Genomic DNA, 13,199 nt, shown 5'->3' on the forward strand with positions numbered 1-13,199 from the left:
CCGGGATGCACTGACACACGAATCCGGAACGCAACTGTCCTTGTGAATCGGCAATTATACACAGATGCCGGCGCACAAAGCAACACGGCGGACACTTTGCCAGCTCAGGCCGGGCGGGCGCCGGGCCGATCCGTATAATAAGCGCCACATTGTGCCGGGGCACGTGGCGCGCCGGCAACTTTATCGCCCGGACCGCGTCTCAGTGGCGTCCCCGACATGCGGTGCGCCCGCACCGATCCACCGTCCCGCACCGACCCGCACCTTGAACCTGCTCAAAGCGCTCGCCACCATCAGCAGCCTGACGATGCTCTCGCGCGTCACCGGCCTCGTGCGCGAGATCCTGATCGCCCGCGCCTTCGGCGCGTCGGAGATGACCGACGCGTTCAACGTGGCCTTCCGCATTCCCAACCTGCTGCGCCGCATTTTCGGCGAAGGCGCGTTCTCGCAGGCCTTCGTGCCGATCCTCGGCGAATACCACACCAAGCGCGGCAACGAGCCGACCAAGGCACTGATCGACGCCGTCGCCACGGTCATGACCTGGGTGCTGATGGGCGTGTCCCTGCTTGGCGTGATCGGGGCACCGCTGGTGATGACCGCGGTCGCCACCGGCTTCCGCGGGCAAAGCGAAACGTATACCGCGGCCGTGTTCATGACGCGGGTGATGTTCCCGTATATCGGCCTGATCTCGCTGGTGGCGCTGGCGTCCGGCATCCTCAATACCTGGCGCAAGTTCGCGGTGCCGGCCTTCACGCCGGTGCTGCTCAACCTGTGCCTGATCATCGCGGCCCTGTTCGTCGGCCCGCACATGGACCAGCCGATCTACGCGCAGGCGTGGGGCGTGCTGGTCGGCGGCGTGCTGCAGCTGGCGATCCAGGTGCCGGCGCTGCGGCGCCTGGGCGTGATGCCGCGGCTGAGCTTCAACCTGCGCGCGGCGTGGTCCGATCCCGGCGTGCGCCGCATCCTGCGGCAGATGGGGCCGGCGCTGCTGGCCGTGTCGGTGGCGCAGATCAGCCAGATCATCAATACCAATATCGCCTCGCGGCTGGCCGCGGGCAGCGTCTCTTACCTGACCTATGCCGACCGGCTGATGGAATTCCCGACCGCGCTGCTGGGCGTGGCGCTGGGGACGATCCTGCTGCCGAGCCTGTCCAAGGCCAACGCCTCGGGCGACCATGCCGAGTACTCGAGCCTGCTCGACTGGGGCCTGCGCCTGACCTTCCTGCTGGCGGTGCCCTGCGCGGTGGGGCTGTTCGTGTTCGGCGCGCCGCTGACCGCCGTGCTGTTCAACTATGGCAAGTTCGACGCCCACGCGGTCGAGATGACGCGCCAGGCGCTGGTCTCGTACGGCGTCGGCCTGATGGGGCTGATTTCGATCAAGATCCTGGCGCCCGGCTTCTATGCGCGCCAGGATATCCGCACGCCGGTGAAGATCGCACTGCTGGTGCTGGTGATCACGCAGGCCTGCAACTATGCGTTCGTGCCGTGGATCGGCCATGCCGGGCTGGCGCTGTCGATCAGCGCCGGCGCCACCATCAACGCGCTGCTGCTGTTCTTCGGCCTGCGCCGGCGCGGCCTGTACCGGCCGGCGCCGGGCTGGTGGCTGTTCCTGGCGCAGCTGTGCGCCTCGGTGCTGCTGCTGTCCGGCATGCTGCTCTGGTTCGCGCGCAACTTCGACTGGATCGGACTGGGCGCGACGCCGCTGCTGCGCATCGCGCTGCTGGCTTCGTGCCTGGTACTTGCAGCGGTGGTCTACTTCGGTACACTGTGGCTCATGGGACTGCGCTACTCTGCCTTCAGGCGCCGCGCCGGCTGATGGGCCAGCGAATCTGCCAACGCATGGGCCACCTAACGAGCCGGCAATGGTGACCCACGCTGCGCGCGGTGCCGGCGGCTGCACCGGGAAACCGACATGACATCCACCAAAGTCCTGGATTATTTCGCCAGCCTCGTGGCTGACGAAAACGGCATCCCGCTGACCGAAACCGCGCTGTCCATCGCGCAGGACGCCTACCCCGACCTGGACCTGCAGGCCGAGCTTGCGGCGCTGGACGTGCTGGCGCTGCGCCTGAAGCGCCGGATCGCCGAAGGCACCCCCGCGATCCAGCGGCTGCGCCTGCTGAACCATTTCTTTTATCGCGACCTGGGTTTCGGCCCGAACGCGAACGACTACTACGACCCCGACAACTCCTACCTGAACGTGGTGCTGCGCCAGCGGCGCGGCATCCCGATCTCGCTTGCGGTGCTGTTCATGGAGCTGGGCCAGCAGATCGGCCTGCCGCTCAAGGGCGTGTCGTTCCCCAACCATTTCCTGCTGCGCATGACGATTCCTGCCGGCGAGGTGATCCTGGACCCGCTCACCGGCGAGACCCTGTCGAAGGAACGGCTGCAGGAAATGCTGGATCCGTACCTGGAGCGCGAAGGCATCAGCGATGCCAGCCAGGTGCCGCTGGGCCTGTTCCTGCGCGCGGCCAGCCACCGCGAGATCGTCGCGCGCATGCTGCGCAACCTGAAGGCAATCTACCTGCAGGAGTCGCGCTGGCAGCGGCTACTGGCGGTGCAGAACCGGCTGGTGATCCTGCTGCCGGGTTCGATCGAGGAAGTGCGCGACCGGGGGCTGGCGTACGCCAACCTGGAGTGCTTCCGACCCGCGCTGGCCGACCTGGAAGCCTATGTGCTGGCCCGGCCCGATGCGGCCGATATCGGCCAGATCCGCGAGCGCATGCCGGCGCTGCGGATGATGAGCCGCAGCCTCAACTAAGAACCCGCTTCATAGTGAAAAAGGGGCGCGAAGGCTGCGCGGCCCCTCACTGGCTCAGCGCTCCACGCGCGTGGGCCGGCGGCGGTTGCCGCGCACCAGCTTCCACAGCCCGCCCAGCACCAGCGGCACCACGGCCGCGCCGATGCCGGCCAGCACGATCAGGTTCAGGTACTGGCGGATGAACGGCAGGTTGCCGAAGAAGTAGCCGGCAAAGACCAGGCCGACCACCCAGGCCACGGCGCCGACCACGTTGAACATCTGGAAGCGCGCAAAGGTCATCTGCGACACGCCCGCCACGAACGGGGCGAAGGTGCGCACGATCGGCACGAAGCGCGCCATCACCAGCGTCTTGCCGCCGTGCCGCTCATAGAAGTCATGGGTGCGGCGCAGCGCATCCTGGTCCAGGAAGCGCCACTGGTGGTCGAACACCTTGGGCCCGATCCAGCTGCCCACCAGGTAGTTGACGGTATTGCCGGAAATCGCCGCCACCAGCAGCAGGCCGATCAGTGCCCACTCGTTCATGGCGCCGGTTGCGCAGAAGGCGCCCGCGATAAACAGCAGCGAGTCGCCCGGCAGGAATGGAAGGACCACCAGACCGGTTTCGGCAAAGACGATCAGGAACAGGATGGCATAGACCCAGTGGCCGTACTGGTCGATGACCGTGCCGAGGTATTTGTCGACATGCACCAGCATGTCGATGAGCTGCAAAGCGAGATCCAAGTCGTTCCCCGTTGATGGTTTGGTTGACTGCGTTCTGTCCGATGCGGCCTGGGCCGCCTTGGCCTGAATCATACAAGAGCCGCCGCGCCAATCCGTCACCTGCGGCGCCTTTGCGCGTCCGACTCCGTGCGGGCGTCCACGTATAATCGCCGGATGCCTGCCTCCGCCTCCAGCACCGCCCTGCGCACCACCCAGCAGCCGCGCCCGATCCGGCCGCTGCCGGACCAGCTCATCAGCCAGATCGCCGCCGGCGAAGTGGTGGAACGACCGGCCTCGGTGGTCAAGGAGTTGCTGGAAAACGCGCTCGACGCCGGCGCCACGCAGCTCGGCATCCGGTTGGAAGAAGGCGGCGTGCGGCGCATCGTCATCACGGACAACGGCTGCGGCATCCCTGCGGCAGAGTTGCCGGTCGCGCTGATGCGCCACGCCACCAGCAAGATTGCGTCGCTCGACGAACTGGAATCGGTGCTGACGCTGGGCTTCCGCGGCGAGGCCCTGGCCTCGATCGCCTCGGTGTCCCAGCTGGCCCTGACCAGCCGCACCGCGGCCGATGCCCATGCCACCCAGGTCAGCGCCGATACCGGCACGGTGCAGCCTGCCTCGGGCGGGGTCGGCACCACCGTCGACGTGCAGCACCTCTACTTCAACACGCCAGCGCGCCGAAAGTTCCTCAAATCGGAGCAAACCGAGCTGGGGCACTGCCTGGAGATGGTGCGGCGCGTGGCGCTGGCGCGGCCCGACGTGACCATCTCGGTCCACCACAACGGCAAGCCGCTGGAGCACTGGAATGCCGGCGACGTCGCCACCCGCACCGCGCAGGTGCTGGGCAATGACTTTGCCCGCGCCCGCCTGCCACTGGACGAAGAGGCCGACACGCTGCACCTGTATGGCTTTGCCGGGCTGCCCACCGCCTCGCGCGGGCGGCCGGACCAGCAGTACTTCTTTGTCAACGGCCGCTTCGTGCGCGACAAGCTGCTCAACCACGCGGTGCGCAGCGCCTACCAGGACGTGCTGCACGGCGACCGCTTCCCGTCCTATGTGCTGTGCCTGGACCTGCCGCCGGAGATGGTCGACGTCAACGTGCACCCGTCGAAGATCGAAGTGCGCTTCCGTGAATCGCGCGCCGTGCACCAGTTCGTCTACCACGCGGTGCAGCGCTGCCTGGCGCGGCAGGCCGGCGGGAACGGCGACAGCCTGCATACCGACGCCGACGGCGAGATCACCCTGCCGCCTGGCGGCGCGACCCCGGCGGCCGGCGCACGGCCAGGCTATGGCGGCGGCAGTGGTGGCGGCGGCCAGTGGATCAATTATTCCGCGGCACGCCAGACCGAACTCGGCATCGCCCAGCCACGCCAGGCCTACCTGGGCATGGTGCGCGATGCCGCCGCACCGGCGGCGCGGCCCTATGGCGCCATGCCCGGCACCCCGGCGCAGCCGCCGGCCTGGCTGGCCGACGCCCAGGCGGCACGCGCCGACGACCCGCCCGGCCTGCTGGACCGGCTGCTGCCGGCGGCGCGCGCCGGCTTTGCCGATCCTGCCGACGCCCCCGACGACCACCCGCTCGGCTACGCCATCGCCCAGCTGCATGGCATCTATGTGCTGGCACAGAACGCGCGCGGGCTGGTGCTGGTGGACATGCATGCCGCGCACGAACGCATCCTGTACGAGCAGATCAAGGCCGGCCTGGACGCGCGCGACCTGGCGGTGCAGCCGCTGCTGATCCCGGTCACGCTGCCCGGCAGCCCGGTCGAGATCGGCGTGGCCGAAGAACACCAGGAGACGCTGACGCTGCTGGGCTTCGATATCGCCCCGGTGTCGCCCACCACTCTCGCGGTGCGAGCGGTGCCGGCGCTGCTGCAGCAGGCCGATGCCGAAGCGCTGGCGCGCGACGTGCTGCGCGACCTGCATGCCTATGGCGGCTCGCGCGTGCTGGCCGAGCGCCGCAACGAACTGCTGGCCACCCTCGCCTGCCACAGCGCGGTGCGCGCCAACCGCAAGCTCACGCTCGAGGAAATGAACGCGCTCTTGCGCCAGATGGAGCAGACCGAGCGCGCCGACCAGTGCAACCACGGCCGCCCGACCTGGGTGCAACTGACCGTGACCGAGCTGGACCGGCTGTTCCTGCGCGGGCAGTAAGCCGCTCGCCCGCACGACTCATCCAAGGTTTCCGATGTCCGCCGTACCCCACGATTTCGCCACGCATCCGCCCGTGGTCTGCCTGCTCGGCCCCACCGCCTCGGGCAAGACCGCGGCTGCGCTGGCACTGGCGGCCGACGCGCCGGTGGAGATCATCAGCCTGGATTCGGCGCTGGTGTACCGCGAGATGGATATTGGCACCGCCAAGCCCACGCGCGAAGAACTTGCAGCCGCGCCGCACCACCTGATCGACATCATCGACCCGGCCGACAGCTACTCCGCGGCGCAGTTCGTCACCGATGCCGAACGGCTGATCGCACAGATCCGCGCGCGCGGCCATGTGCCGCTGATCGTCGGCGGCACCATGCTCTACTACAAGGCCCTGACGCAGGGGCTCAATGACCTGCCCCAGGCCGATGCCGCGCTGCGCGCGGAGCTCGACCAGCTTGCCGCCGAGCGCGGCTGGCCGGCGCTGCATGCGATGCTGGCCGAGGTCGACCCGGTCACCGCGGCGCGGCTCGCGCCCAATGACGCGCAGCGCATCCAGCGCGCGCTGGAGATCCATCGCCTGTCCGGCCAGCCGATGTCGGCGCTGCTGGCGCGCCAGGCCGAGGGGCGCACCTTTGCCGGCGCGGCGGACCAGCGCTTCCGCGTGATTGCGCTGGAGCCATCGGACCGCCTGGCGCTGCACGCGCGCATCGCGCAGCGTTATGACGCGATGCTGGCCAACGGCTTTATCGAGGAAGTCGAGCGGCTGCGCCGGCGCGGCGACCTGCATCCGGGCTTGCCGTCGATCCGCTGCGTCGGCTACCGGCAGGTATGGGAGTACCTCGACGGCGACGCAGACTTTGCCACCATGCGCGAGCGCGGCATCGCCGCCACGCGCCAGCTGTGCAAGCGCCAGCTGACCTGGCTGCGCAGCACGCCCGAGCGGCTGGTGGTGGATTGCCTGGCGCCCGGGTATGTCGACCAGGTGCGCAAGCTGGCGGACTTCGGGCACTGACCCGATTGCATGCAAGCTGGCGCGGCAAGTGACGCACAGGCGATAATTCCGAATCCCTGTTTTCCGGAGAGCCGACCCAGCATGTCCAAGCCCGCCTTCACGCTCCGCCCCGCCACCGCCGCCGACAGCGAGACGCTGTTCAACCTGATCCTGGCGCTGGCCGAATACGAAAAGCTGACGCATATCGTCGAAGCCACGCCGCAGAAGATCCAGGATGCACTGTTCCGCGCCACGCCGCATGCCGAAGCGGTGCTGGTCGAAGTCGGCACCGATGGCGGCCGGCAAGCCGTCGGCTTTGCCCTCTTCTTCCACAATTTCTCGACCTTCCTGGCCAGGCCCGGCCTGTACCTGGAAGACCTCTATGTCGATCCGGCCTGGCGCGGCCACGGCCTGGGCAAGGCGCTGCTCAAGCACCTCGCGGCGCTGGCGGTCGAGCGCGGCTGTGGCCGCTTCGAATGGTCGGTGCTGGACTGGAACCAGCCGTCGATCGACTTCTACCAGGCCATGGGCGCCGACGTGCTTCCTGACTGGCGCATCTGCCGCGTGACCGGCGAGGCGCTGGACAAGCTCGGCGCGAAGTAAGAACGGCAACCGGCCCGACGCCGCTGTTATACACTTGATGGCGAGCCGCCATACAATAACGACATCGACTGTCTTTTTTCCGGCCGCCAACGCCAACCACCATGCCACGAACCAAAGCCGACCTGCCCGCCACCGACGGTATCAATGAGACCGACGCGGACAGTGCGCGCGGCGCGTCGGTCGAGGCCATCGCCGACCGCATCCTGACCGCGATCTGGGAGCACCGGCTGCCGCCGGGCACCAAGCTGGTCGAGGAAAAGCTGGGCGGCGTGTTCGGCGTGAGCCGCACCAAGGTGCGGCTGGCCTTTGCCAAGCTGGCGCATGAAGGCGTGCTGACGGTGCATCCCAACCGCGGCACCTTCGTCTCCAGCCCGAGCGTGGCCGAAGCGCGCCAGGTGCTGCATTCACGCCACCTGCTGGAACCCGCGCTGGTGCGCGACCTGGCCGGCGCCATCGGCGCGCCGGGTGTGCGCGCGCTGCGCGAAACCACGCGCCAGGAAGCACAGGCGCGCGACAGCAACGACCGCCGCGCCATCATCCGGCTGTCGGGCGAGTTCCACTGCAAGCTGGCGGAAATGACCGGCAACCAGTACCTGGGCAAGTACATGCGCGAGCTGTGCTCGCTGACCTGCCTGATCATCGCGCTCTATGACGCGCCGGGCGTGCCGTCGTGCCCGCACCATGAACACGACGACATCGTCGATGCACTGGAAGCCGGCGACGGCGAGCGCGCCGCGCGGCTGATGGCGGAGCACCTCGGCCATGTCGAAAGCACGCTGCGGCTGGAGCTGCCGGCCGAGGAAAAGGTCGACCTGGAAGCGGTGTTCGCCGCGGTCTGAGCCGCGGCGTCATCGGCGGCGAGGCGGCTTAGCGGTGCTCGATGCGCGCCGCCAGCGCCGCGGGCAAACCCAGCGTGGGCTTGGCATCCGGGCGGCGGAACGTGCCCGCTGTGGCCTTGCGCGGCTGCAGCGCGACCAGCGCCTCGGCCTGCTTGACGGCGGCGGCCATCTGGTCGACCACCGGCACCGGAATGCGGTCGCGCACGCGCGCGGCCAGGCCGGCCAGCGGCGCGCCGGCCAGGATCACCACATCGGCTTCATCCTCCGCCACGGCGCGGTTGGCCAGTTCCACCAGCACGGCTTCCTTCTCTTCCTGCACGTCCGACACCGAGGCAAAGCTGCCATCGAGCATGCGGATGCCGGCCAGCCGGCCGCGCAGGCCATGCATGTCCACGCACTCCTCATACCAGGGCCCCAGCGCCCGCGCAAAGGTCACGATGGCAAAGCGCCGGCCCAGCATGCAGGCCGACAGCATCGCCGCCTCGGCCATGCCCACCACCGGCAGGTCGAACAGTTCGCGCGCGCCCATCAGGCCGGGGTCGCCGAAGGCCGCGATGATGGCCGCGTCGAACTGGCCATGGTGCTCGGCCAGCATCTCGAGCGCGATGGCACCGCCGATCTGCGCCTCGGCGCGCGTGGCGATATAGGGCACGCCGCGGCTGGCGGTCAGCGGCACCAGCTCGGTGCCGGCGGCCGCGGCCTCGGTGGCAGCGGCCATCAGCCGCGCGGTGATGCCTGCGCTGGTGTTCGGATTCAGGACAAGGATTCGCATGACGTTATCCGGCAGGGTTGAGCAACGGCGCCAGCACGCTTTCGGCCAGCCTGGCCGCGGCCAGCACGTTGCGGTCGGCACCGCGCGGGCCGGCGATCTGCAGGCCCGCCGGCAGCCCGTCGCGGCCATGGCCGCAGGGCACCGAAATGGCCGGCGCCAGCGCATGGTTGAAGAAGGGCGTGAACACCGCATGGGCGCGCGGCTCCACCGCCACGCCGCCGATCCGCTCCGGCCCGAGCCGGTCGTTGCGCCACGCCACGCACGGGGTGGTCGGGCACAGCAGCAGGTCATAGCCGGTAAAGAACCCGGCCATGGCCAGCGCGATCTGGTGGCTGGCTTCGCGCGCGCGGGCCACGTCGGCGCCGCTCCAGGCCAGCCCGCGCTCGATCTGGCGCGCCACGTCGGGATCGAACAGCTCCGGGTCGCGGCGCCAGGCCTCGCCGTAGAGATTGGCCAGGCCGACATGCTGCAGCGGCATCAGCGCGGCCTCGTCGGCGCCCTTCGGCCAGGCCGGGTCGGCACGCTCGATGGTCAGGCCCGCGGCCTGCAGCCGGGCCACGGCCTGTTCGAAGGCCTGCGCGACATCGTCGTCGACCGGGGTGTCCAGGCCCAGGCGCGGGCTGACCGCGATCTTCAGCGTATGCAGCGGGCGCGCGGCGCCAAGCGAGAAGCCCAGCGTATCGGGATCGCGCGGATCGGCGCCGGCCAGCGCCTCGAACATCAGCTCGGCGTCAGCCACCGTGCGCGTGATCGGCGCAATCACCTGGATGCCATTGAAGGCATGGGGAAAGCCGACCGAATCGGGAATCGCGCCGTAGGAAGGCTTGAAGCCGACCACGCCGGCATGCGCGGGCGGGCGCCGGCTGGAACCGCCGCCGTCGGTGCCCAGCGCCAGCGGCGCCATGCCGGCCGCCACCGCCACCGCGCAGCCGCCAGACGAGCCGCCCGCGGTCAGCGTGGCATCGAGCGGATGGCGCGTCAGCCCGTAGACCTTGTTGGTGGTCAGGCCCTTGCAGGCGAACTCCGAGGTATTGCCCATGCCGAGCACGATCGCGCCGGCCTGGCGCAGGCGCTCGACCGCAATCGCGTCGGCGGGCGCAATGAAGTCGCGGTACAGCTGCGAGCCCTGCGTGACGCGGCGGCCCTGGCTCCAGATCACGTCCTTGACGATCACCGGCACGCCCGCCAGCAACGGGCGCTCGCCCTGCGCCAGGCGCGCGCGCAGCTGCGCCAGGTCGGCATCGACCAGTTCCTGGCGCTGCTCGAACACGGCGTTGAGCTGGTCATTGCGCGCCGCGATGCGGGCCTGGAAGGCGGCGACCACCTCGGCGGGATCGAGGCGGCCGGCGGCGACGCGGGCCGCGATAGCGGTGGCGTCCAGGCGGTTGGTCAGTTCCATGTCAGTCGTTTCAGTCAAAGCATCGGCAAGGCTGCCGTCACAGGCTGCCACCCGAGGTGCGATAGCGCGGCCTGGCCATCTCCGGCAGGCCGCACGGCAGGAACTGGCCGTGGCCGGCCTCGGCCAGCACCTCGCCCTCATGCGCCACGACCTTGCCGCGCACCAGCGTGGTCACCGGCCAGCCGGTCACGCGCAGGCCTTCATACGGGGTGTAGTCGACAGCATGATGCAGGTCGGCGTTGCGGATCGTCACCTCACGCTGCGGATCCCAGATCGCCAGGTCGGCATCGGCGCCGATGGCGATGGTGCCCTTGCGCGGATGCAGGCCGTAGAGCTTGGCGGGGTTGGTCGAGGTCAGCGCGACGAACTGGTTGACCGAGATGCGGCCGCCCACCACGCCAGCCGAGAACAGCAGCGGCAGCCGCGTTTCCAGGCCGGGAATGCCGTTGGGGATGTACTGGAACGGGACTTCCTTGCCGCCAGGCTTCTTGCCCTGCGCGTCTTCGTAGCGGAACGGTGCATGGTCGGACGAGAAGATGGTGAAGAGGCCGTCGGCCAGGCCGTCCCAGATCACTTCCTGGTTGCTGCGGTCGCGCGGCGGCGGGCTGCACACGCACTTGGCGCCGTGGTAGCCGGGCTGATCGAGGTCGTCGGCGGTCAGGAACAGGTATTGCGGGCAGGTCTCGGCAAAGATCTTCATGCCGCGGTTGCGCGCCCAGCGGATCTGCTCGACCGCTTCCTTGCCCGATACATGGACGATCAGGATCGGCACGTCGACCAGTTCGGAGAAGGTGATGGCGCGGTGCGTGGCCTCGCGCTCGATCGCCATCGGCCGGGCCAGCGCGTGAAACTTCGGCGCGGTGTTGCCCGCCGCTCCCAGCTTCTCGGTCAGCCAGGCGATGCAGTCCGAATTCTCGGCGTGCACCATCACCAGCGCGCCCTCCTGGCGCGCCACCGACAGCACCTCAAGGATCTCGCGGTCGTTCAGCTTGAGGTCGTCGTAGGTCATGTAGACCTTGAACGACGAATAGCCCTCGCGGATCAGCCCCGGCAGTTCGTCCTGCAGCACCGCCTCGGTAGGATCGGCCACGATCAGGTGGAAGGCGTAGTCGACCACAGCCTTGCCGTCGGCGCGCTGGTGGTAGTCGTTCACCGCCGCGCGCAGCGAATGGCCCTTCTCCTGCGCGGCGAACGGGATCACGGTAGTGGTTCCGCCGCAGGCCGCCGACACCGAGCCGGTGCGGAAGTCGTCAGCCATCCTGAGGCCGTCCGGCATCGGCTGGTCCAGGTGGCAGTGCGCATCGACGCCGCCCGGCAAGACCAGCTTGCCGCTGGCGTCGATGGTCTGCGCGGCCTCGCCCAGGTCGTGGCCGAGTTGCACGATGCGGCCGCCGGCGATGCCGATATCGCACTGCATGGTGTCGCTGGCGGTCACCACGGTGCCGTTGCGGATGATCAGGTCGAACTGTTTCACGATACTGCTCACGAGAAGATTGTTGCTGCCGCTCGCCTTGGTCCGCATTCAGCGGTCCGCGTCGGACAGGTGCATGCGATTGGTTTCCCGCGCGGCCGCCGCGGCGATTGCGATCAGCGCGCACACCGCCGCCAGGTACAGCGCAACGGGCGCGGTGCTGCCGAAGCGGTCGAGCAGGCCCACCGCGATCAGCGGGGCCAGCGCGCCGCCGAACACACCAGCGAACTGGAAGCCGAGCGAGGCACCGGTCACGCGCACCCGGGTGGCAAACAGCTCCGGCAGGAACGACGCCAGCGGCGAGAACATGAACGACACCAGCACCATGCCGACGAACGAGGCCAGCATGATCAAAGCCGGGCTGCCGGTCTTGACCAGCGTGAAGAAGACAAAGGCCCACACCGCACCGCCGATGCCGCCGATCATCAGCACCGGGCGGCGCCCGATGCGGTCGGCCAGGTAACCGGCCACCGGGATGAACAGGATCTGCGCCACCGCACCCAGCAGCACGGCATTGAGCGCGATGCTCTTGGGCAGGCCCAGCTTGGTCGGCACGAAGTACAGCAGGAACAGCGTGAACACGTAGAAGGCGATATCGCCGCCCAGCCGCGCGCCGAAGGCGATCAGCAGTTGCTTCTTGTAGTTGCGCAGCACTTCCATGATCGGCGCGCGCGCTTCGGCGTGGGATTCCTCCAGCTTCTCAAACATGCCGGATTCACGCACGTTGGAGCGGATGTAGAGCCCGACGCCCACCAGCAGCGCCGACAGCAGGAACGGTACGCGCCAGCCCCAGCTCAGGAAGGCTTCTTCCGAGACCTGCCAGGTCACCAGCGCGAATACGCCGTTGGCGAGCAGCAGGCCGATCGGCGCGGCGAGCTGCACCAGGCTGCCGAGGATGCCGCGCCGTTTCCCTTCAGGGTCGAGCTCGTTGACCATGATCGCCGCCCCGCCCCATTCGCCGCCCAGCGCCAGGCCCTGCACCACGCGCAGCAGCACCAGCAGCACCGGTGCCAGCGCGCCCGCGGCGGCATAGGTCGGCAGCAGGCCGATACCGAAGGTGGCCAGGCCCATCATCAGCAGCGTAATGATCAGGATGGACTTGCGGCCCATCTTGTCGCCGAAATGGCCGAAGATCGCCGCGCCCAGCGGCCGCGCCACGAAGGCCACGCCGTAGCTGGCAAAGGACAGCAGCGTCGCGGTCAGCGGGTCGCTCTGCGGGAAGAACAGCTTGGGGAAGACCAGCGCGGCGGCCGATCCGTAGATGAAGTGGTCGTAGAACTCGAGCGTGGTGCCGGCGAGGCTGGCCCCGGCGACGCGCGCGACGGACTGCTTCTGGGCCGACGCGCCTTTTGCCGCTGCGTCGATGCTGACTGCTTGCATGGTGGATCCTCCAATGGTCCTGGCCTGCGCCCTGCGCCGCCGGTGGTTGCCGGCATCGCGCGGAGGCGTTGTCTCCGGACGCGGCATACGTGTGCCGCGTCTTTGCTCAGTACATTAGGCGATAAACCGCCATACAATC

Annotated in this window: 11 protein-coding genes; 6 read left to right on the forward strand and 5 right to left on the reverse strand. The window is 68.8% G+C overall.

The annotated features are described in order from the left end of the window. The first annotated feature begins 262 nt into the window (after positions 1-262). Both murJ and AC3WLF_RS09450 read left to right on the forward strand, forming a co-directional pair. Complete coding sequence (murJ, locus tag AC3WLF_RS09445) at positions 263-1,813, forward strand: murein biosynthesis integral membrane protein MurJ (RefSeq protein WP_492340364.1); 1,551 nt, start codon at positions 263-265, stop codon at positions 1,811-1,813. A gap of 96 nt (positions 1,814-1,909) precedes the next feature. Next, entirely contained in the window at positions 1,910-2,758 is an 849-nt protein-coding gene (locus AC3WLF_RS09450) for a SirB1 family protein (RefSeq protein WP_340524264.1), read from the forward strand. A gap of 54 nt (positions 2,759-2,812) precedes the next feature. Here AC3WLF_RS09450 and AC3WLF_RS09455 read toward each other — a convergent pair whose 3' ends face one another. Beyond that, positions 2,813-3,466: a VTT domain-containing protein gene (locus AC3WLF_RS09455; RefSeq protein WP_035821236.1), complete on the reverse strand. Its 654-nt coding sequence runs from the start codon at positions 3,464-3,466 to the stop codon at positions 2,813-2,815. A 165-nt stretch (positions 3,467-3,631) separates the two neighbouring features. Here AC3WLF_RS09455 and mutL point away from each other — a divergent pair, with 165 nt between their 5' ends. From mutL to AC3WLF_RS09475, 4 genes are all read left to right on the forward strand, one after another. Beyond that, the gene (gene mutL, locus AC3WLF_RS09460) at positions 3,632-5,614 is read left to right on the forward strand and encodes a DNA mismatch repair endonuclease MutL (RefSeq protein ID WP_492358117.1); all 1,983 of its coding nucleotides are present in this window, start codon (positions 3,632-3,634) and stop codon (positions 5,612-5,614) included. Between the two features lie 34 nt (positions 5,615-5,648). Then, on the forward strand, positions 5,649-6,617 hold the full coding sequence (gene miaA / locus AC3WLF_RS09465) for a tRNA (adenosine(37)-N6)-dimethylallyltransferase MiaA (RefSeq protein ID WP_492358118.1): 969 nt from the start codon (positions 5,649-5,651) through the stop codon (positions 6,615-6,617). Between the two features lie 81 nt (positions 6,618-6,698). Next, positions 6,699-7,199 (forward strand): GNAT family N-acetyltransferase, encoded by a 501-nt coding sequence (locus tag AC3WLF_RS09470; RefSeq protein ID WP_492357322.1) that lies wholly within the window; start codon positions 6,699-6,701, stop codon positions 7,197-7,199. Positions 7,200-7,300: 101 nt separating this feature from the next. After that, complete coding sequence (locus tag AC3WLF_RS09475) at positions 7,301-8,038, forward strand: GntR family transcriptional regulator (RefSeq protein ID WP_492319641.1); 738 nt, start codon at positions 7,301-7,303, stop codon at positions 8,036-8,038. A gap of 28 nt (positions 8,039-8,066) precedes the next feature. On the opposite strand, the gene AC3WLF_RS09480 is transcribed toward AC3WLF_RS09475, so the two are convergent. The 4 genes from AC3WLF_RS09480 to AC3WLF_RS09495 are packed head-to-tail and all read right to left on the reverse strand — an operon-like array spanning position 8,067 to position 13,060. After that, entirely contained in the window at positions 8,067-8,810 is a 744-nt protein-coding gene (locus AC3WLF_RS09480) for an aspartate/glutamate racemase family protein (RefSeq protein WP_492319640.1), read from the reverse strand. 4 nt (positions 8,811-8,814) lie between these two features. Beyond that, positions 8,815-10,209 (reverse strand): amidase, encoded by a 1,395-nt coding sequence (locus AC3WLF_RS09485; RefSeq protein WP_492351200.1) that lies wholly within the window; start codon positions 10,207-10,209, stop codon positions 8,815-8,817. A 37-nt stretch (positions 10,210-10,246) separates the two neighbouring features. Further along, positions 10,247-11,683, reverse strand: a complete 1,437-nt coding sequence (gene hydA / locus AC3WLF_RS09490; protein ID WP_492358119.1) for a dihydropyrimidinase — start codon at positions 11,681-11,683, stop codon at positions 10,247-10,249. A 48-nt stretch (positions 11,684-11,731) separates the two neighbouring features. Next, positions 11,732-13,060: an MFS transporter gene (locus tag AC3WLF_RS09495; RefSeq protein WP_010815021.1), complete on the reverse strand. Its 1,329-nt coding sequence runs from the start codon at positions 13,058-13,060 to the stop codon at positions 11,732-11,734. Positions 13,061-13,199 lie beyond the last annotated feature (139 nt).

This window comes from Cupriavidus sp. FW306-01-F10A (assembly GCF_058782785.1).